The sequence below is a fragment of the Kribbella sp. NPDC043289 genome, assembly GCF_056436705.1.
Genome location: NZ_JBWKCB010000003.1, coordinates 740,496 through 759,490, shown reverse-complemented (window position 1 = coordinate 759,490; position 18,995 = coordinate 740,496). Strand labels below are relative to the sequence as shown.

Genomic DNA, 18,995 nt, shown 5'->3' with positions numbered 1-18,995 from the left:
CGGACATGTGACGGATGCTGACGGAGTGTGGTCGTTTGACTCTCCTGCGCAGTACCTTGATGCCTCTGGTCTCGTCCTGGGGGTCTGCGGATGGCACGCGGTGAGCTCAGCGGCCGCCCTGTCGATCGCAACCCGAACCAGCCCGACAGCGGGTACGCCGAACCACCTCCCAGCCCGCCCGTCCCGGAGGCTTCCGAGCCGACCGCGCCCTCTGAGCGCCCCGAGCCGGACTCGCCGGCGGTTCGCCCAGCGCCGAAGCCGCTCGACAACGCTTCGGGGCGAGGTCAGGCGGCCGCAGCGGATCGACGTACCGACGACCAGGACCTGTTCGCGTCGTACCCACCTGAGATCCGGGACCGCCTCCTCAAGGACGACACCCTGGCCCGCCTCCAGTACAGGGCCAAGCCGAACGACTCCACACCCGTCACCCCCACCGACAAACGCGCCGACCAACCAACAACCGACGCCGAGCCGCCGTCCACCCCCGAGCGCGCCGAGCAGCCGACCACCGACGACCCGCAGACCGAGCCTCGCGACGACCAACTCTCACCACGGCTCCGCGAGAAGATGGCGGCCAACCCCCTCTTCGCCCGCGACGGCTGGGGTCAGAACCGCGAGGACGCCGACTCGCGGGAGCCCGAAGAACATCCCGAGCCCGACGCGGATACTGCCGCCGACCGCTCGGTGGATGACGATGAGGACGACTCACAAGCTCAGGTTGAGTCCACGGAAGCTCGCGAGCCTGCTCCGCAAGAGGACACCGAGGGCAAGGACACGCCTGAGAACGAGTTCGTGGAGACGCCCGACGATCCGCGCGACATGGACGCCTACCGCCGGATCCGCGAAGCCGACGACATCGACACGGTCGCCGAGAACAGCGCCTTCCCACGCGAGGTGGTCGAAGAAGCGAAGGAGCACCTCTTCGTTCGTCAGCACGACGTGGCAGTCGGCCCGGGCGAGGTCAGGCACGGGCACTTCATGCCGCTCTCGGAAGTCGGGGTGTTGTGGGAGCGCGTCGCATCCGGCGCCGAGCTGACCGACCGGCAGCGGTGTCGAATTCTGGTCGCTCCACGAGTACGTCGAAGCGAAACTGATGGACGCCGGACTCCCATATCTTTCGGCTGATCCGGCCGCGTGGGACGAGCGAGTATGGGCCGAGGGTTACGCGCGAGCATCTGACCGCGCACGCCGCGGCACCGAGGAGTATGCAGTCGACGATGAAGGACCTGCTGGTGCACTGGGACAGCACGCTGGTTATCCCCCGGGACCAGTTGCGGGGTGGCGGAGGATTTGTCGAACCTGGACGAGGTGGTTCGAGTGGCCAAGGAAGGTTTGGGGTTGTGACGGATACGGCGGCGGAGCGGTTGCTGGCGCGCTTGGTGGCGGCGAGGTGGGATGACGACGAGGCCGAGTTGCTGCACGAGACGTCGCGGCGGCAGTTGGCGAGTGAGTTCTTCCGGCGGAAGGCGGTGTGGGCGAACGCGCTGGGAGTGACAGAGCGCTGGCCGTTCGCGGATGTCGCGCTGTTGTTCGACCCGTCTGTGGAGACCGATCCAGCGTGGCTGGAGCGGGTCGAGGTCGCAGCCGGCCACGAGTTGCAGGTGCTGGTTCGCAAGGTGATCACCGACATGTTCCGGTGGGCGTCGTTGGGCGAGCGGCCGAAGGAGCGGTTTCCCGAGTTCGACGATCCGTATGAGCCGATGGTGCAGGTCTTCGAACGCGGTGGTGAGTTCTGGCAAGGGCAGAGTGGCATCGAGTTGCCCATCGCCGGGGTCGTCTACCGCTCACTCGATTTCCGGTTGGCCCAGCCACCGATCCCGATCGACGCCGAGACCCTGGCCGAGCTGGACGAGAAGGACCGTATCCAACTCGAGGAAGCACGAGCCCGGCTGGAGGCCCGACGTACGCAGGACGCTGCCGAGTAGGTGCAGGCAGGCTCAGTTAGGCACAGCAAAGGAATGGTTGGGCTGTGATGGCAGCGGCTGCTTGTGAGCGGTTTTTGGTGCGGTTGGTGGGGGCTGCGTGGGATGACGATGTTGCGGAGTTGCGGCACTTTCGGGCGCGGGGGCGGTTGGCGAGTGAGTTTCTTCGGCGGAAGGCGTTGTGGGCGAATGCGTTGGGGGTGACGGAGCGGTGGGCGTTTGCGGACATTGCGCCGCTGGTCGATCCGGCTGTGGAGGGCGATCCGGTGTGGCTGGAGCGGCTGGAGGCTGAGGTTGGGCATGAGCTGAAGCCGCTGGTGCGCAAGGTGATTGCCGACATGTTCCGGTGGGTTTCACTGGGCGATGCGCCGTACCAGCAGTTCCCCGGGCTGGATGATCCGTACGAGCCGATGGTGCAGGTGTTCGAGCTCGGGGGTGAGTTCTGGCAGGGCCAGGCGAGTATCGAGCTGCCGGTCGGCGGTGTGGCCTATCTCAGCTTGGCGGAGCGGTTGGCGCAGGCCCCGCTGTCGATCGACGCCGCAACGCTGGCCGCGTTGGACGAGGAGGACAGGATCCAGGCTGAGGAGTCTCGGGCGCGGATCGCGGCTCAGCTTGCGAAGAAGAAGGAGTGAGGTCTCAGTCGGCGCGGGCGATGTAGACGGTGAAGGGGGCGTGGGGGTGGATTTCCGTGCCGTCTGCGGACCAGCCTTCGGCGTGGAATTGGCCGACGGGGTGCATGCCGAGGCGTTGCACGACGGCTTGGGATGCTGTGTTGGATTGTTCGGTGAAGGCGACTACCGCGGTGGCGTTGAGGGTGGTGAAGGCGTAGGTGAGGGCGGCGTGGCCTAGTTCGGTGGCTAGGCCTCGGCCTCGGGCGGGTTCGGTGAGGGCCCAGCCGAGTTCCAGGCGGTCGGTTGTCCAGGCCGGGCCGGCGAGGGCGGCGATCGTGTTGGTGATGGGTATTTCGGCGGGGAGTCGGGAGAGACCGCCGCGGCCGGCCAGTGCGCCGGTGGTGCGTTCGTAGGCGATCCACTTACTCACCGACTGGCGCTCCCAGGCGGCCTGGTGGTGTGCGGCTTGGGCGTCGGCGTCCTCGGGTGCGAATGAGACGCCGTACCAGTGGGCGACCCACGGGTCCGAGAACAGGCGGAGCAGGTCCGGTGCATGTCCGGGGAGGACACCGTTGGGTCCGGTGATCGGTTCGAGGCGGAGACGGTCGGTGAAGCGGGTCCTGACGGCGTGCGCCACCAGGTCGCGCAGGCGTCGGTCGCCGTCGGTTCGGTTGACCATCAGCAGGTCGAGGTCGTCCGGCCCGGCCCACGCGGACGCGTCGTGCTTGCCGGCTTCGAGTCGCGGTCGGCTCAGGTCGCCGTCGACCGTGATGAGGTAGTCGACCTCACGGCGTACCCGGCCTTCCCACTCCCACTCCCAGTCGGCGACGGGCCAGACGATGTCGCGGACCTTCCAGCCGGTCTCCTCCTCGACCTCGCGGGCCAACGCCTGCTCCGGTGTCTCGCCCGGCTCCAGGTGTCCGCCGACGATGTCCCAGATCCCCGGCAACAACCGTCGATCAGCGGTACGACGCTGCAGGTAGACGCGATGCTGCGAGTCCCGGATCAAGGCGCCGACACAGTCGACCGCGCGCTCGGTCATCGAAGGGGCTGCTCGGTGATGCGGTTCGGCATGAACAGGACGGCCACGACGAGGAGCACTGCGGCCGCGGCGGCGCCGTAGTAGACGTCGTGGATCGCGGGCGCCAGGGTCCCGGCCGGCACCTTCTCAAGGTCGGCGTGGTCGTCGCCGAGGCGGGCTGCGACCACGGCGTTCGCGACGGCACCGAAGACGGCGACGCCGACCGCGCTGCCGACCGAGCGGGAGAACATGTTCGCGCCGGTCACCACGCCGCGGGTCCGCCAGCCCACCGAGGACTGCGCGGCCACGACCGACGGTGACGCGGAGAAGCCGAGGCCGATCCCGATGACGAAGCAGGCGGCGGCCAGGTGCAGGACCGAGCTGCCGGGGCCGACCGTGAGCAGGATCCCGGACCCGAGTACGACGATCAGCGCGCCGAGCAGCATCGTGGACCGGAACCCGACCCGCAGGTAGATGCGCCCGGCGAACGATGCGGCGATCGGCCAGCCGAGCGTCATCGCTGCCAGTGCGAACCCGGCCACGAGTGCCGACGTACCGAGGACGCTCTGGGCGTACAGCGGCACGTACGTCGAGAGGCCGATCATCAGCAACCCGATCAGCAGCGCCGCCGAGTTGGCCGAGTTCAGCACTCGCTGCCCGAGCACCCACAGCGGCAGGACGGGCTCCGCCGCGCGCCGCTCGACGAGCACGAACGAGACCAGCAGTACGACGGACGCGGCCAGGATCACGATGCTCGGTCCCGAACCCCAGTCCCACATCACGCCGCCCTCGAGCAGCCCGAGCAGCAGCAGTGAACCACCGACCGCCAGCAGGATCGCGCCCGCGTAGTCGATCTGGTGGCTGGTCTTCTCCGCGACCTTCTCCTCGAACCGCCGGACCAGCACCCACGCGGCCGCGATCCCGAGCGGGATGTTCACGAAGAAGATCCACCGCCACGAGATGTAGTCCGAGAACACGCCACCGAGCGTGGGTCCGACGAAGGACGAGATCCCCCAGACGCTGGCGACGTACCCCTGCACCTTGGCGCGCTCGGCGACGGTGTAGATGTCGCCGATGATCGTCATCCCGATCGGCTGGATCGCGCCCGCGCCGAGCCCCTGGACGAGGCGGAACGCGATCAGCGCCGGCATGCTCCAGGCGAACCCGCAGAGCACCGACCCGAGGACGAACAGCCCGACGCCGAGCAGCATGATCGGCTTCCGTCCGCGCTGGTCGGCGAGCTTGCCGTAGATCGGCACCGACACCGCCTGCGCCAGCAGGTAGATCGAGAACAGCCAGGGGAACTGGGTGAACCCACCGAGATCGGCGACCACGGACGGTACGGCGGTTGCGAGGATCGTCGCGTCGATCGCGACCAGCCCGACGCTCAGCATCACCGCGAGCAGGATCGGCCCTCGTTCCGACCGAAGTCCCACACTCGCTCGGTCGATCCGCTCAGTAGTCATATTGCTGATCAATGTATGTGATGTGACAACAAATTCCCCACGCGGGGATCGCCTGCTGGACTGCGCACTCCTAGTTGCCGCGTTCGGCGATGCGGTTGGGCATGGAGACCACCGCGGCGATGAGCAGTACCGCGGCGATCGCGGCAACCGAGAAGACCGCGTGAACGGCGCGGCCGAGCACGTCTCCAGGCAGCTTCTCCAGATCCGCGTGTGAGTGGCCGACCACACTGTTGGCTACGCCGCCGAAGACGGCGACGCCGATCGCACTGCCGATCGAGCGGGCGAACATGTTCGCCCCGGTCACCACACCGCGCATGTGCCAGTCCACCGAGCGCTGAGCGGCGACGATCGACGGCGTCGCGCACAGCCCGAGCCCGACTCCCATCACGAAGCAGGCCGCCGTCAGGTGCAGCAGGGAGCCGGCCGTCAGAAGGAGTCCGGCGGCGAGTACGGCGATGATCGCACCGAGCAGCATCGCGGTCCGGAAGCCGAGTACGACGTACATCCGCCCCGCAGCCGATGCAGCGATCGGCCATCCGAGAGTCATCCCCGCCAGGGCGAGCCCGCCGACGAGAGCCGACGTACCCAGCGCACCCTGGGCGAACAGTGGGACGTACGTCGACAGACCGGCCACCAGTGCGCCGATCAGTAGGGCGGCCGCGTTCGCGGAACCCGGTATGCGACGGCCGAACGCCCACAACGGGATGACCGGCTCGTCGGCACGACGCTCGATCAGGACGAACGCGCCGAGCAGGATCGCCGCACCCGTCAGGACCGCGAGTCCCGGTACTGAACCCCAGCCCCAGGACACGCCGCCCTCGAGCAGTCCGAGCAGCAGCAGCGAGCCGCCGACGGCGAGCACGATGGCGCCCGGGTAGTCGGTCCGGTGCCGGAGCCTGTGGCCGACGGACTCCCGGAAGGCGCGGATCAGCACCCATGCGGCCGCGAGTCCGAGCGGGATGTTGACGAAGAAGATCCACCGCCACGACAGGTAGTCGGAGAACAGGCCGCCCAGCACCGGTCCGGCGAACGACGCGACACCGAACGCGCCGGCGACATACCCCTGGACCTTTCCCTGCTCCGCCAAGGTGTAGATGTCGCCGACGATCGTCATCGCCGTCGGCTGCGCGGCGCCCGCGCCGAGCCCCTGGACCAGCCGGAACGCGATCAGTGCCGGCATGCTCCAGGCGAGTCCGCAGAGCACCGAGCCGAGCACGAACAACCCGATGCCGAGCAGCATGACCGGTTTGCGCCCGCGGAGGTCGGCGAGCTTGCCGAAGATCGGCACCGACACCGCCTGGGCCAACAGGTAGACCGAGAACAACCAAGGAAACTGCGTGAACCCGCCGAGGTCGGCGACGACTGACGGTACGGCGGTGGACAGGATCGTCGAATCGATGGCGACGAGTCCGAGCGTGAGCATCACGGCGAGCAGGACCGGCCCTCGTCCCGATCGGAGTCCCACACTCGTCCGATCGATCCGCTCAGCAGCCATGGCGGTGCTCAATGTAGGTGGCCGGGAGCGATTTCCCTACCGGCTGATCGTCTTCTGGACGCTCAGACCGGCTCACGGATCGCGTACCCGATCAGGCTGCCGCAGAGGGCGAGCGCGATCAGTGTGCTGAGCGCGAGCCGGAGCGAGGTGTGCTCCGCGATCGTGCCAAGCACCAGGGTGGCGACGCCGCCGATGCTGACCGCGAGGCCGAGGGTCATGCCGCCTGCCGTACCGACGCGGCCCGGGAGGAAGTCCTGGCCGAGGGTCACGTGCAGTGAGAACGGGATCGACATCGCGATCGCGGTGAGGGCCAGGAAGCCGAAGAACGCTGGTCCGGGGACGAAGACCAAGCAGGCGATCGCCGGGACCGCGACGGCGTACGACGTGCGCAGGGTGCGGACCCGTCCGTAGCGGGTGGCGAGGCGGCCGCCGAGCAGCGTGCCGAGGGCGCCCGCGGCGAAGAGGACGAACAGCGCGGTGCCGCCGGTCGCGGTCCCGCCGCCGACCCGCTGGCCGGCGTACAGGGCGATGAAGGTGCCGAGGCCGACGAACACGATCGACCGGCAGATCATGATCGCCGACAGCCGCAGGAACGACGGCCAGTCGTCGGTCCCTTCGGCCCGCAGGCGGACGGTCGCGTCCGTGACGCGGGACCGGACCGCCCACGAAGTGATCGCGGCCCCGACGAGCGCCGGTACGACGAGAAGCGGCGTCAGCGCCAGCCCGCCCGCGGCGATGATCGGCGGGACGAGGACGGGCGCCAGCGCGAACCCGACGTTCCCGCCGACCGAGAACCAGCTCATCCCGACGTGACTGCCGCCGCTCACCAGGCGCGCCATCCGCGCGGCCTCCGGGTGGTACGCCGCGACGCCCAGCCCGGACAATGCGGCCGCGAGCCAGCTGAGCAGGTACGTATCGCCGACGCCGATCAGCGCGATGCCGAGCCCGGCCGTGGTCATCGCGACCGGGATCAGCCAGGTCAGTGGACGGCGGTCGGTCAGTACGCCGAACACCGGCTGGACCACCGATGACAGCAGGGTCGCCGCCAGCGTTATGCCGGACACCGCGACGTACCCGAGGCCGCGATCGGCCATGAGGAACGGGACGAGCGCGGGCACGCAGCCCTGGTAGACGTCCACGCAGGCGTGGCCGGTCGCCATCAGTCCGATCGGTCGAAGTTTGCGCACCGGTCGATCGGCGCGAGCCGACGGCCTGTCCGGCTTCCGATAAAATGCCAAGTGATGCCGGAAACCCGCCAACGTCCCGCGACCACCGGCCACCGGCCGATCCAGGCAGGCGGTGGCATCGAGGCGCACTGGCACGACCGCCACCAGATCGTGTACGCCGGGCGCGGCGTCCTGTCCGTCACCACGGACGCCGGTAGTTGGGTCGCTCCGGCCACCCGGGCGATCTGGGTCCCCGCCGGGACGGTGCACCAACACCGCGCGTACGGCGAGACCGCACTCCACACGATTGGTCTCGAGGAGAACCCCCTCGCGCTCGATGCGCCATCCGCGCTCGACGTCAGCCCGCTACTCCGTGAACTCATCCTCAGCTTCACCTCTGATGACGACCAAGAGGCCGCGGAGCAGGAGCGGTTGCGACGCGTGTTGCTCGATCAGTTGCGGCGGTCGGCTCAGCGACCGACCTACCTGCCGACTCCAAACGACCCACGGCTGGTTGCCGTCTGCAACTTCCTGCGGGACGACCCGGCTGACGGCAGGACACTGACGCAATTGGGGCGAGTGGTCGGCGCAAGCGAACGCACGCTGAGCCGCCTGTGCCAGACCGACCTGGGAATAAGCTTCCCGCAATGGCGAACACAGCTCCGGTTGCACCAGGCGCTGATCCTGCTCGCGGATGGGGAGTCAGTGACGCGCGTGGCGCACCGAACCGGATGGGCGTCGACGAGCGCGTTCATCGACACCTTCCGCCGCACCTTCGGTCACACTCCAGGCTCGCGGAGGGTCTGATCGAGGATTTGGCTCCATTGGCGGACGATGCCGCGGCGGCGGGCGCTGTCGTCGGTCAGCAGGTCCGCGAGGCCGAGACCACGCGCCATGTCCAGCACGCCCTGAACGGTCTCGCGTACGCCGGGCGTTCGCTCGCTGACCTCCAGGACCTCCAGCAATGCTCGGTGCGCCTGCCGGCCTACGTGTGCTTCCAGCCGCACGATCTGCTGCCGCAACGCCTCCTCCGTCGAGGCCGCCACCCACAGGTGCAACGCCGCGCGGAACAACGGACCGGTGTACACGTCGGCCAGCATCCCGACGATCGCCTCGGTCCGCCCTGCCCCGCTCGGCAGCCGCGCGGCCTGCGCCCGGATCTCCGCCAGCCGTACTTCGGTCATGTACTCGACCGCCGCCGCGAACAGATCCGCCCGCGTCGGGAAGTGGTGCTGCGCGGCGCCCCGCGAGACCCCGGCCCGGGTCGCCACCACGCTCACCGTCGTCGCGGCGTACCCGACCTCGGCCAGCGATTCGAGCGCCGCTTCGAGCAACCGCTGGCGGGTCGCGCGCGACCTGTCCTGCTGGGGTGTCTTCAGCGCTTCACTCACGGGCCGCCTCGCGGGCCCGCAGTTCCCGCCGCAGGATCTTCCCGGACGCCGCCTTCGGTACCGCGTCGATGAACTCCACCTGCCGGATCTTCTTGTACGGCGCCACGCGCGCGGCGACGTACTCCATCACGTCGGCCTCGGTCAGTTCGGCGCCGGGCATCGGCACCACGAAGGCCTTCGGTACCTCGTTGCCCTCCGCGGTCACCCCGATCACCGCCGCGTCGGCGATCCGGTCGTCGGTGAGCAGCACCGCCTCCAGCTCGGCCGGCGGGACCTGGTACCCGTGGTACTTGATCAGCTCCTTCGCCCGGTCGATCACGTACAGGTAGCCGCGGTCGTCCATCCGGCCGATGTCACCGGTGTGCAGCCATCCCTCGCGGTCGATGGTCGCGTCGGTCTCCGCCTGCCGGCCGACGTACCCCTTCATCACCTGCGGCCCGCGGATCCAGATCTCGCCCTCGTCCGCATCGTTGCCGTCGGCACCGACCAGCCGCATCTCGGTGGACGGGAACAGCTTGCCCACCGCGCCCGGCGGCGGCTCCGGGTCGTCCTGCGGTACGACGTGTGTCCCCGGCGACAGCTCGGTCATCCCGTAGGCCTGCAGGACGGCGTGCAGCCCGAGCCGCTTCGCGCACGCCTCGGCGAGCTCACCGTCCAGCGGCGCGGCAGCCGACGTCACGTACTTCAGGTGCGACAGGTTCACCCCGTCGACCGCCGGGTGCTTGGCGAGCGCCAGGACGACGGGCGGTGCGACGAACGCCCGTGTGATCCGGTACGTGTCCAGCGTCGTGAGGAACTGCTGCAGGTCGAATTTCGGCAGTACGACGACGGTCGCGCCGAGCCGCAGCGGCAGGTTCATCAGCACGGACAGCCCGTAGATGTGGAAGAACGGCAGGATCGCGATGATCCGTTCACCGTCCTCCAGGTCGAACATCGACTCGGCCTGGTGGATGTTTGTCGCGATGTTGCGGTGCGTCAGCATCACGCCCTTCGCCGCACCGGTGGTTCCGCTCGAGTACGGGAGGACGGCGACGTCGTTGACCGGATCGATCGCGACCTCGGGTTCCGGGCCGGTCGACGCGACCAGCTCCAGGACCGAGCGGTACCCCTCGGCCTGGTCGCAGACGAAGATCTCGGTGACGTCCGTACCCTCGATCGCCGCGGTCGCGACCGGCAGGAAGAGCGAAATCGTCACCAGCAACTTCGCCTTCGAGTCGACCAGTTGCTTGTGCAGCTCGTCGGCCGTGTAGAGCGCGTTGACCGTCGTCACGGTGGCACCCGCGCGGGTGGCGCCGTAGAACACGACCGGGTAGAGGATCGTGTTCGGGCTGTAGAGCGCGATCGTGTCGCCGTGCCGGATGCCGAGCTCGGCGAACCCGGCCGCGACCCGGCGGTGCATGTGGTCGAGCTGGGCGTAGCTGATCTCCCGGCCGGTGACGCCGTCGATCATGGCCGGCCGGTCGCCGAACTCCTGGGCCTTGCCGAGGACGGCGTCGTGGATCGGTTCGTCGAGCGCCTCGACCGGCTCGAACTGACTGGTGATGATCATCGGATCCTCCCCTGGTGGCGATGGTGAGACTGTGACGGACCTCAGTACGACTTGGGTAGACCGAGCGAGTGCTGGGCGACGAAGTTCAGGATCATCTCCCGGCTGACCGGCGCGATCCGGGTCGCGCGGGCGGCGGCGACCAGCGAGGCGACTCCGTACTCGACCGTCATGCCGTTGCCGCCGAGGGACTGCACGGCCTGGTCGGTGGCGCGGACGGCGACCTCGCCGGCGGCGTACTTCGCCATGTTCGCGGCCTCACCCGCGGCCAGGTCGTCGCCGGCGTCGTACAGCGCGGCGGCCTTCTGCAGCATCAGCCGGGCGAGTTCGAGCTCGATCTTGATCTGCGCGAGCGGGTGCGCGATGCCCTGGTGCGCGCCGATCGGCGTCTTCCAGACCTGCCGTTCCTTCACGTACGCCGTCGCCTTGTCGAGCGCGTGCCGGGCGATCCCGATCGCGAACGCGGACGCCATGATCCGCTCTGGATTCAGCCCGGCGAAGAGCTGCATCAGCGCCGCGTCCTCGGAACCGACCAGCGCCTCCGGCGGCAGGTGTGCGTCGTCCAGGAACAAGGCGTACTGCTTGTCCGGGCTGATCAGGTCCATCTCGATCTGCCGGAACTCCACGCCCGTCGCGTCGACCGGGACGATGAACAGCGCCGGCTTGAGCTTCCCGGTGCGTGAGTCCTCCGTGCGGCCCACGACCAGGATCGCCTTCGCGACGTCGAGGCCGGAGATGTAGACCTTGCGCCCGGTCAGCGACCAGCCGTTCTCGGTACGCCGGGCCGTGGTGGTGATCTGGTGGGAGTTCGAGCCGGCGTCCGGTTCGGTGATCGCGAACGCCATGATCGTCGTACCGTCGGCGAGGCCGGGGAGCCAGTGCTGTTTCTGGTCGTCGGTGCCGAAGCGGGAGATCACGGTGCCGCAGATCGACGGGGAGACGACCATCATCAGCAGTGGGCAGCCGGCCGCGCCGAGCTCCTCGAGGACGATCGACAGGTCGGCCATGCCGCCACCTCCGCCGCCGTACTGCTCGGGGAGGTTGACGCCGAGATACCCGAGCTTGCCGGCCTCGAGCCAGAGCTCGGTGGTGTGGCCGCCGCTACGGGCCTGCTGGTTGAACCACGCGTAGCCGTACTTCTTGCCGAGTTCGCCGACGACCTTCCGCAGCTCCCGGCGCTCCTCCGATTCAACGAAGCTCATGCGTCCTCCCCAACCACGGCCAGTACCGCGCCGACCTCGACCTGTTGTCCCGCTGCCACCTTCAACTCACCGACCACTCCGTCGGCCGGGGCGGCGATCGTGTGCTCCATCTTCATCGCCTCCAACCACACCAACGGCTGCCCTTGCGTCACCACGTCACCCACCTGCACGCCAACCCGAGTCACCGTCCCCGGCATTGGCGCCACCAACGACCCCGCGGCGACTTGATGCGTCGGGTCGATGAACCGCTCCACCGGCGTGAGTGTGACGCTGCCCAGCGCCGAGTCCACGCAGACCAGTCCGTCATACCCGGAAATATCAAAAGACCTGCGTACGCCATCGACCTCGAGCACCGCCCGATCGGGTGCGGAGTCCAGGAGTTTGATGTTGCCGTCCGCAACCAACCCGTCGCGGGTCAGGCGATACGTCACCTCATGCACCGCGTCACCTACACGGTAGCTCTTCTTCTGCGGTTGGGATGCGAGGTTGCGCCAGCCGCTCGGCACCTGCACCGGCGTACGTCGATCCGCCGCATCCGCCAGCGCTGCGGCCAACGCCGACACTCGCACCACGTCGTCACCGACCGCCTCACCTACCCCGTGCGTGCTGAAGAACGCCGTGTCGGTGTCGCCCGCGAGAAACGCCGGGTGCCGTAGAGTCCACGCCAACAGATCGCGATTCGTCCCCACCCCGTGGATCGTCGCCCGCTCCAACACCCCGGCCAGCCGCCGCGCCACCGCCGTACGGTCGTCCCCGTACGCGATCACCTTCGCCAGCATCGCGTCGTAGTACGGCGAAACCTCGGACCCGTCCTCGACCCCAGAGTCCACGCGCAGCCGGTTGGGAACCTTTTGGTCGTCCAGAGCCCTCTTGTTTCCCAACCGCGGGTCGTCGCCGATCGCGAAGCGGTGGAGGGTGCCGGTCTGGGGTTGCCAGTCGTGCAGCGGATCCTCGGCGTACAGCCGCACCTCGATCGCGTGCCCGCGTGTCGGCGGCGGCTCCTGAGGCAACCGGCCACCCGAAGCAACGGCGAACTGCAGTTCGACCAGGTCGAGGCCGGTCGTCTCCTCCGTGACCGGATGTTCCACCTGGAGCCGGGTGTTCATCTCCAAGAAGTAGAAGTTCCCGGCCCCGTCCGCAAGGAACTCGACCGTCCCCGCGCCGACGTAGTTGATCGCCGCAGCAGCCTTCCGCGCGGCGTCGAAGAGAGCCGCCCGCATCCCCGGGAGACGTTCGACGAGGGGCGACGGTGCTTCCTCGACGACCTTTTGGTGGCGGCGCTGGATCGAGCACTCGCGTTCGCCGACCGCCCAGATCGTCCCGTGCTGATCGGCCAGGACCTGTACTTCGATGTGCCGACCAGTCGCGAGGTACCGCTCGCAGAACACCGTTCCGTCGCCGAACGCCGACAGCGCCTCCGCCGACGCGGCGTCGATCTCCGCCGCGAGGTCCTCGAGCCGCGACACCACCCGCATACCGCGTCCACCACCGCCGGCCGACGCCTTCACCAGCACCGGCAGATCAGCGGCCGACACCTCGGCCGGCGTGAGCTCGGCGAGCACCGGCACCCCGGCCGCGGCCATCAGCTTCTTCGCCTCGATCTTCGACCCCATCGAGGAGATCGCGTCCACCGGCGGCCCGATCCAGGTCAATCCCGCGTCGATCACCGCCTGCGCGAAGCCGGCGTTCTCCGACAGGAACCCATACCCCGGATGTACGGCGTCCGCGCCCGCGCGCACCGCCGCGTCGACGATGAGATCCGCGCGGAGGTACGTCTCGCCGGGCGCGTTTCCGGGAAGCTCAACAGCAGCGTCGGCCTCGTCCACGAACGGCATCCGCGCGTCGGCCGTCGAGTACACGGCGACTGTGGACAGACCGAGGGAGCGCGCGGTGCGGAAGATCCGCCGGGCGATCTCGCCTCGGTTGGCGACCAGAACAGAGCTGAACATGCGCGTCACATCCTGAAGACGCCGAAGGACGACGTGCCTTCGACCGGGGCCGAGTGGATGGCGGACAGGCAGATGCCGAGGACGGTGCGGGTGTCGCGGGGGTCGATCACGCCGTCGTCGTACAGGCGGCCGGACAGGAACATCGGGAGCGACTCCGCCTCGATCTGACCTTCGACGTACGCGCGCATCTGCCGGTCGCCGTCCTCGTCGTACGGCATCCCCTTCGCCTCCGCGGCGGCCCGCGCGACGATCGACAGCACCCCGGCCAGCTGCTGCGGTCCCATCACCGCCGATTTCGCCGACGGCCACGCGAACAGGAAGCGCGGATCAAACGCCCGGCCGCACATCCCGTAGTGCCCGGCGCCGTACGACGCGCCCATCAGGATCGAGATGTGGGGCACGCGAGAGTTCGAGACCGCGTTGATCATCTGCGCCCCGTGCTTGATGATCCCGCCCTGCTCGTACTCCTGCCCGACCATGTACCCGGTCGTGTTGTGCAGGAAGATCAGCGGCGTGTTCGCGCGATTCGCGAGCTGGATGAACTGCGCCGCCTTCTGCGACTCCTCGCTGAACAGCACCCCACGCGCGTTCGCGAGGATCCCCACCGGGTAACCGTGCACCGATGCCCACCCGGTCGCCAGCGAGGAACCGTACAGCGGCTTGAACTCGTCGAACACCGACCCGTCCACCACCCGGGCGATCACGTCCCGCGGATCGAACGGGATCTTCAGGTCTCCGGGGACGATGTCCAGCAGCTCGTCCGCGTCGTGCAACGGCTCCTGGTACGCCGGGCTCGGGGCCGGACCCGCCTTGCGCCAGTTCAGCCGCGACACGATCTGCCGCCCGAGCCGGATCGCGTCCTGTTCGTCGACCGCGAAGTAGTCGGCCAGCCCGGACTTCCGCGCATGCATCGACGCGCCACCGAGCGATTCGTCGTCCGCGTCCTCACCGGTCGCCATCTTCACCAGCGGCGGTCCGGCCAGGAACACCTTCGCGCCGCCGTCGACCATCACCACGTAGTCGCTCATCCCCGGGACGTACGCGCCGCCCGCGGTCGAATTGCCGAACACCAGCGCGATCGTCGGGATCCCCTCGGCCGACAACCGGGTCAGGTTGCGGAACATCGCGCCGCCGGGGATGAAGATCTCCTTCTGCGTCGGCAGGTCCGCGCCGCCGGACTCGACCAGGCTGATCACCGGCAGCCGGTTCGCCCGCGCGATCTCGTCGGAGCGCAAGGCCTTGCGCAGCGTCCACGGGTTGCTGGAGCCGCCCTTGACCGTCGGATCGTTCGCGGTGATCAGGCACTCGACGCCCTCGACCACACCGATCCCGGTCACCAGACTGGCGCCGACGGTGAAGTCCGATCCCCAGCCGGCCAGCGGTGACAGCTCGAGGAAGTACGAGTCGGGGTCGAGCAACAGCTCGATGCGTTCCCGAGCCAATAGCTTGCCGCGTTTGTGGTGGCGGTCGACGTACTTCTCCCCGCCACCGGCCAGCGCCTTGGCCTGTTCGACGTCGAGCGCGGCGAGCTTCTCCAGCATCGCCTCCCGATTGCTCATGCGGTGTACCCCAGTATCTTGGAGGCCAGGCCGGTCAGGATCTCCGTCGTCCCACCGCCGATGGCGAGGATCTTCTGGTCGCGGTACTGGCGTTCCACCTCGGCCTCCCGCATGTAGCCGAGGCCGCCGTGCAACTGCAGCGCCTGGTCGCAGACCCACTGCCCGGTCTCGACCGCGGTGTTCTTCGCGAAGCAGGTCTCCGCGATCACGTCCTCGCCGGCGTCCGCCCGTCGCGCCACCTCGTGCACATAGACGCGCGCGACGTCGATGCGCCGGGCCATCTCGGTCAGCGTGTGCTGCACGGTCTGCCGCGAGATCAACGGCCGCCCGAACGTCTCCCGGTTCCGGCACCACTCGACCGTGAGATCGAGCGCCCGCTGAGCACCCGCATACGCCTGCACGGCCAGCGTCAGCCGTTCGGCCACGAAGTTCACCGCCAGCTGCACGAACCCGGATCCCTGGGCGCCCACCAGGTTCTCGATCGGAACCCGGACGTCGGTGAACGACAGCTCGGCCGTGTCCGAGCACAGCCAGCCCATCTTCTCCAGCTTCCGCGACACCTCGAAGCCCTGCTCGATCACCAGCAGGCTGATCCCATGCGCGCCAGGACCGTCGGTGCGGACCGCCGTCGTCACGAAGTCCGCGCGACAACCCGACGTGATGAAGGTCTTCGCGCCGTTCACGACGAACACATCGCCCTCGCGCCGCGCCGTCGTACGGATCGACGCGACATCGGACCCGCCACCCGGTTCGGTGATCGCCAGCGCGCCGATCAGCTCACCGTCGAGCGTCGGTCGCACCCACCGATCGATCTGCGCCTGGTTGCCCGCAGCAACGATGTGCGGCAACGCGATCCCGCAGGTCAGCAGCGACGCGACCAGACCGCCCGAGCCACCGGCGTAGTGCATCTCCTCGACGACCGCGATCGCGTCCGACAACGAACCGCCGCCACCACCGACCGCCTCGGGGAACCCCACGCCGAGCAGCCCGATCGCGCCGGCCTTCTTGTGCAGCTCCCGCGGCAGCTCGCCGTCCCGCTCCCACTGATCCAGGTGCGGCAGCACCTCGGCCGCCATGAACCGCCGCACCGACTCCCGCAGTGCCGTTTCTTCGGCGCTCACAACAGCACCTCCGGTACGTCGACGTACCGCGACCGCAGCCACTCGCCGACCGCCTTCGCCTGTGGATCGAACCGGGCCTGCGCCGCGACCCCCTCGCCGAGCAGGCCCTCGACGACGAAGTTCACCGCCCACAGGTTCGGCAGCAGGTAGCGGGTCACGGTCAGCGGTTGTGTCTCCGGAAGAAGCGTCTTGAACAGGTCGACCGTGAGGGTGTGCGCGAGCCAGCGGTACGCCTTCTCGTCGCGCACCCACACGCCGACGTTCGCGTCACCGCCCTTGTCACCCGAACGTGCACCCGCGATCCGGCCCAGCGGGACCTCGCGGGTCCGTGGCGGTCCGCTCGACAGTTGCAGCAACGGCATCGGTTCCTCGATGTCGTCGACAGGCTCGAGCAGTTGCGTCTCGGCCGCCGGCTCGACCACCGTCCGCGATCCGTCCGGCAGTACGACGACGTGCTCCACCTCCCGAGCGTCGACGTACCCGGCCCGGAAGACGCCGTACGGCGATCCGTCGCCAGGCGGCGCGGTGACGTGGAAGCCGGGGTAGCTCGCGAGCGCCAGTTCGACCGCGGCGCTGCTGAACGCGCGACCGACGACCTTCGGGTCCGGGTCCTTCACCGCGCAGCGGAGGAAGACGCTCGCCTCTTCTTCCGACTCGGCGTTGGGCTTCTCGGTCCAGGCCAGCGACCACTTCAGCTCGGCGGGCCGTTTGGGCAGCGCCTGCTCGAGCTGGCGCTGCACCAGCTCCGCCTTCTGCTCCAGCTGCAGCCCGGTGAGTACGAAGTCGACCTCGTTCCGGAACCCACCGACGCTGTTCAGCGACGCCTTGTACGTCGGTGGTGGCGGCTCACCGAGGACGCCCGAGATCCGCACCCGGTCGGGACCGTCGTCGGCGAGCTCGATGCTGTCCAGGCGCGTGGTGACGTCGGGACCGGCGTACCGGGCGCCGGTGATCTCGTAGAGCAGCTGTGCCTTGACCGTGTCGACGGTGACCGCCCCGCCGGTGTTGTCGTGTTTGGTGATCACGCTGCTGCCGTCCGCGTGGATCTCCGCGATCGGGAACCCGGGCCGGCCGAAGTCGCGGATCTCGGTGAAGAACGCGTAGTTCCCGCCGGTCGCCTGGCAGCCGCACTCGATCACGTGACCGGCCGCGACGGCGCCCGCGAGTTCGTCGTACTGCGTGCGCTTCCAACCGTGGTGGGCAGCGGCCGGTCCGACGATCACCGACGCGTCGGTCACCCGGCCGGTCACGACGACGTCGGCTCCCGCCTGCAGCGCCTCCGCGATGCCCCAGGCGCCGAGGTAGGCGTTGGCGGTCAGGGGTTGTCCGAGCTTCAGTTGCTCGGCCCGGGGCAGAAGATCGTCGCCCTCGACGTAGGCAATGGCAGGGTGCAGCCCGAGCCGCTCGGCCAGCGCAGTGATGGCCTCCGCCAGACCCGAGGGATTGAGCCCGCCGGCGTTGCTGACGATCTTCACGCCGCGATCGAGCGCTTCACCGAGACCGGTCTCGAGCTGCTTGAGGAACGTGCGGGCGTACCCGAGCGACGGATCCTTCAGACGATCGCGGCCGAGGATGAGCATCGTGAGCTCGGCCAGGTAGTCACCGGTGAGGACGTCGAGCGGTCCGCCGGTCAGCATCTCCTGCACCGCACTGAACCGGTCGCCGTAGAACCCGGACGCGTTCCCGATGCGAAGTGGCTCAGTCATGCGAACTGTCCTGCCTGACGACCCTTCCCCGGCAGCCCGGCGAAGGCCTGGATGATTCCCAACCACTCCTCGGCGTCCGCTCCCTCAGCCCGAACAGCCAGGTCGTCGCGATGCCGTCGCTGGGTGGCGAGCAGACAGAAGTCGACGGCCGGGGCCGTCACGCGCTGGGCGGCGTCCTCGGGGCCCCAGCTCCACGCGTCGCCGTCAGGTCCGGTCAGCTCGACGCGGAACTGGTCGGCGGGTGGCGTCCGGTTGTTGAGGAGGTACGCGAAGTCCCGGGTCCGGACCGCGAGGTGGGCGACGTGCCGCAGGCGGTTGCTCGGTTGCCGTCGTACGTCGAGCGCGTCGAAGACGTCCTGTCCGTGGGCCCAGGTCTCCATCAGCCGCGCGGTCGCCATCGACGTCGGACTCATCGGCGGTCCGTACCAAGGCACCTTCTCGCCGGCCGGAACCTTCTTCAGCGCCTCGGCGACCTCGGCCCGGGCCTCTCGCCAATAGGTCAGCAGCCGGTCCGGCGGCAGCGCGGCGGTCTCCGCGGCGCCGTCGTCGACGTACGTCGTCGGGCTCGCGGCGGCCTTCTGCAGCGACGCTTGGAACGCGTCCGGATCGGTCGCGGCCAGTTGGGTCGCCTCGTCCGTCCAGGCCAGGTGCGAGATCTGGTGCGCGATCGTCCAGCCCTCGGCCGGCGTCGGTGTCGCCCACTCGTCCGCGGCCAGACCGCCGACCAGCCGATCCAGCTCGGCACTCTCGGCCCACAGATCGGCCAGTACTTCGTCCAGTTGCATGCTGCACTCCCTCACCAGGGGATCGTGCAGCCGAGCGTCCCACGCTCCGGAAAAA

At 68.9% G+C, this 18,995-nt stretch carries 16 protein-coding genes; 4 read left to right on the top strand and 12 right to left on the bottom strand.

The window, feature by feature from the left end; all coding sequences use genetic code 11:
• Positions 1-90: 90 nt before the first annotated feature.
• The 3 genes from AC0662_RS21980 (at position 91) to AC0662_RS21970 (ending at position 2,554) form a co-directional block, all read left to right on the top strand.
• Positions 91-1,125 carry a hypothetical protein gene (locus tag AC0662_RS21980; protein ID WP_478302818.1) on the top strand — a complete coding sequence of 345 codons (1,035 nt, stop codon included), beginning with the start codon at positions 91-93 and terminating at the stop codon, positions 1,123-1,125.
• Positions 1,126-1,340: 215 nt separating this feature from the next.
• Positions 1,341-1,925, top strand: a complete 585-nt coding sequence (locus tag AC0662_RS21975; RefSeq protein ID WP_478302816.1) for a hypothetical protein — start codon at positions 1,341-1,343, stop codon at positions 1,923-1,925.
• Between the two features lie 47 nt (positions 1,926-1,972).
• Positions 1,973-2,554, top strand: a complete 582-nt coding sequence (locus AC0662_RS21970) for a hypothetical protein (RefSeq protein ID WP_452199243.1) — start codon at positions 1,973-1,975, stop codon at positions 2,552-2,554.
• A gap of 4 nt (positions 2,555-2,558) precedes the next feature.
• Here the strand turns inward: AC0662_RS21970 and AC0662_RS21965 are convergent, their stop codons facing one another.
• From AC0662_RS21965 to AC0662_RS21950, 4 genes are all read right to left on the bottom strand, one after another.
• On the bottom strand, positions 2,559-3,575 hold the full coding sequence (locus AC0662_RS21965; RefSeq protein ID WP_478302814.1) for a GNAT family N-acetyltransferase: 1,017 nt from the start codon (positions 3,573-3,575) through the stop codon (positions 2,559-2,561).
• The gene (locus tag AC0662_RS21960) at positions 3,572-5,020 is read right to left on the bottom strand and encodes an MDR family MFS transporter (RefSeq protein ID WP_452199240.1); all 1,449 of its coding nucleotides are present in this window, start codon (positions 5,018-5,020) and stop codon (positions 3,572-3,574) included. The genes AC0662_RS21965 and AC0662_RS21960 overlap by 4 nt, the downstream gene beginning before the upstream one ends.
• Positions 5,021-5,090: 70 nt before the next feature.
• Positions 5,091-6,515: an MDR family MFS transporter gene (locus AC0662_RS21955; protein ID WP_478302812.1), complete on the bottom strand. Its 1,425-nt coding sequence runs from the start codon at positions 6,513-6,515 to the stop codon at positions 5,091-5,093.
• A 62-nt stretch (positions 6,516-6,577) separates the two neighbouring features.
• Positions 6,578-7,702: an MFS transporter gene (locus AC0662_RS21950; protein WP_478302810.1), complete on the bottom strand. Its 1,125-nt coding sequence runs from the start codon at positions 7,700-7,702 to the stop codon at positions 6,578-6,580.
• 54 nt (positions 7,703-7,756) lie between these two features.
• On the opposite strand from AC0662_RS21950, the gene AC0662_RS21945 reads away from it, so the two are divergent.
• A complete protein-coding gene (locus tag AC0662_RS21945) occupies positions 7,757-8,488 on the top strand; it encodes an AraC family transcriptional regulator (RefSeq protein WP_478302808.1) in 732 nt (243 codons plus the stop codon).
• Here the strand turns inward: AC0662_RS21945 and AC0662_RS21940 are convergent.
• Genes AC0662_RS21940 through AC0662_RS21905 form a run of 8 tightly spaced genes read right to left on the bottom strand, consistent with a single transcriptional unit; the run spans position 8,461 to position 18,940 of the window.
• The gene (locus AC0662_RS21940) at positions 8,461-9,072 is read right to left on the bottom strand and encodes a TetR/AcrR family transcriptional regulator (protein WP_452199233.1); all 612 of its coding nucleotides are present in this window, start codon (positions 9,070-9,072) and stop codon (positions 8,461-8,463) included. The genes AC0662_RS21945 and AC0662_RS21940 overlap by 28 nt on opposite strands.
• Complete coding sequence (locus tag AC0662_RS21935) at positions 9,065-10,621, bottom strand: AMP-binding protein (protein ID WP_478302806.1); 1,557 nt, start codon at positions 10,619-10,621, stop codon at positions 9,065-9,067. The genes AC0662_RS21940 and AC0662_RS21935 overlap by 8 nt, the downstream gene beginning before the upstream one ends.
• Before the next feature lie 41 nt (positions 10,622-10,662).
• On the bottom strand, positions 10,663-11,820 hold the full coding sequence (locus AC0662_RS21930) for an acyl-CoA dehydrogenase family protein (RefSeq protein ID WP_478302804.1): 1,158 nt from the start codon (positions 11,818-11,820) through the stop codon (positions 10,663-10,665).
• Complete coding sequence (locus tag AC0662_RS21925; protein ID WP_478302802.1) at positions 11,817-13,769, bottom strand: acetyl/propionyl/methylcrotonyl-CoA carboxylase subunit alpha; 1,953 nt, start codon at positions 13,767-13,769, stop codon at positions 11,817-11,819. The genes AC0662_RS21930 and AC0662_RS21925 overlap by 4 nt, the downstream gene beginning before the upstream one ends.
• 5 nt (positions 13,770-13,774) lie before the next feature.
• A complete protein-coding gene (locus AC0662_RS21920) occupies positions 13,775-15,328 on the bottom strand; it encodes an acyl-CoA carboxylase subunit beta (RefSeq protein WP_478302800.1) in 1,554 nt (517 codons plus the stop codon).
• Positions 15,325-16,449, bottom strand: coding sequence for an acyl-CoA dehydrogenase family protein (locus tag AC0662_RS21915; RefSeq protein ID WP_478302798.1), 1,125 nt, complete (start codon positions 16,447-16,449; stop codon positions 15,325-15,327). Before AC0662_RS21915 ends, AC0662_RS21920 begins: the two co-directional genes overlap by 4 nt.
• Complete coding sequence (locus AC0662_RS21910; RefSeq protein ID WP_478302796.1) at positions 16,446-18,155, bottom strand: acyclic terpene utilization AtuA family protein; 1,710 nt, start codon at positions 18,153-18,155, stop codon at positions 16,446-16,448. Before AC0662_RS21910 ends, AC0662_RS21915 begins: the two co-directional genes overlap by 4 nt.
• Positions 18,152-18,940: a TIGR03084 family metal-binding protein gene (locus AC0662_RS21905; RefSeq protein WP_478302794.1), complete on the bottom strand. Its 789-nt coding sequence runs from the start codon at positions 18,938-18,940 to the stop codon at positions 18,152-18,154. The genes AC0662_RS21910 and AC0662_RS21905 overlap by 4 nt, the downstream gene beginning before the upstream one ends.
• Between the last annotated feature and the right edge of the window lie 55 nt (positions 18,941-18,995).

Bases quoted from the DNA above. Each gene is read 5' to 3' on its own strand.
- AC0662_RS21980 (WP_478302818.1), top strand. From the start codon at position 91: ATGGCACGCGGTGAGCTCAGCGGCCGCCCTGTCGATCGCAACCCGAAC.
- AC0662_RS21970 (WP_452199243.1), top strand. From the start codon at position 1,973: ATGGCAGCGGCTGCTTGTGAGCGGTTTTTGGTGCGGTTGGTGGGGGCT.
- AC0662_RS21965 (WP_478302814.1), bottom strand. From the start codon at position 3,575: ATGACCGAGCGCGCGGTCGACTGTGTCGGCGCCTTGATCCGGGACTCG.
- AC0662_RS21960 (WP_452199240.1), bottom strand. From the start codon at position 5,020: ATGACTACTGAGCGGATCGACCGAGCGAGTGTGGGACTTCGGTCGGAA.
- AC0662_RS21955 (WP_478302812.1), bottom strand. From the start codon at position 6,515: ATGGCTGCTGAGCGGATCGATCGGACGAGTGTGGGACTCCGATCGGGA.
- AC0662_RS21945 (WP_478302808.1), top strand. From the start codon at position 7,757: ATGCCGGAAACCCGCCAACGTCCCGCGACCACCGGCCACCGGCCGATC.
- AC0662_RS21935 (WP_478302806.1), bottom strand. From the start codon at position 10,621: ATGATCATCACCAGTCAGTTCGAGCCGGTCGAGGCGCTCGACGAACCG.
- AC0662_RS21930 (WP_478302804.1), bottom strand. From the start codon at position 11,820: ATGAGCTTCGTTGAATCGGAGGAGCGCCGGGAGCTGCGGAAGGTCGTC.
- AC0662_RS21925 (WP_478302802.1), bottom strand. From the start codon at position 13,769: ATGTTCAGCTCTGTTCTGGTCGCCAACCGAGGCGAGATCGCCCGGCGG.
- AC0662_RS21920 (WP_478302800.1), bottom strand. From the start codon at position 15,328: ATGAGCAATCGGGAGGCGATGCTGGAGAAGCTCGCCGCGCTCGACGTC.
- AC0662_RS21910 (WP_478302796.1), bottom strand. From the start codon at position 18,155: ATGACTGAGCCACTTCGCATCGGGAACGCGTCCGGGTTCTACGGCGAC.
- AC0662_RS21905 (WP_478302794.1), bottom strand. From the start codon at position 18,940: ATGCAACTGGACGAAGTACTGGCCGATCTGTGGGCCGAGAGTGCCGAG.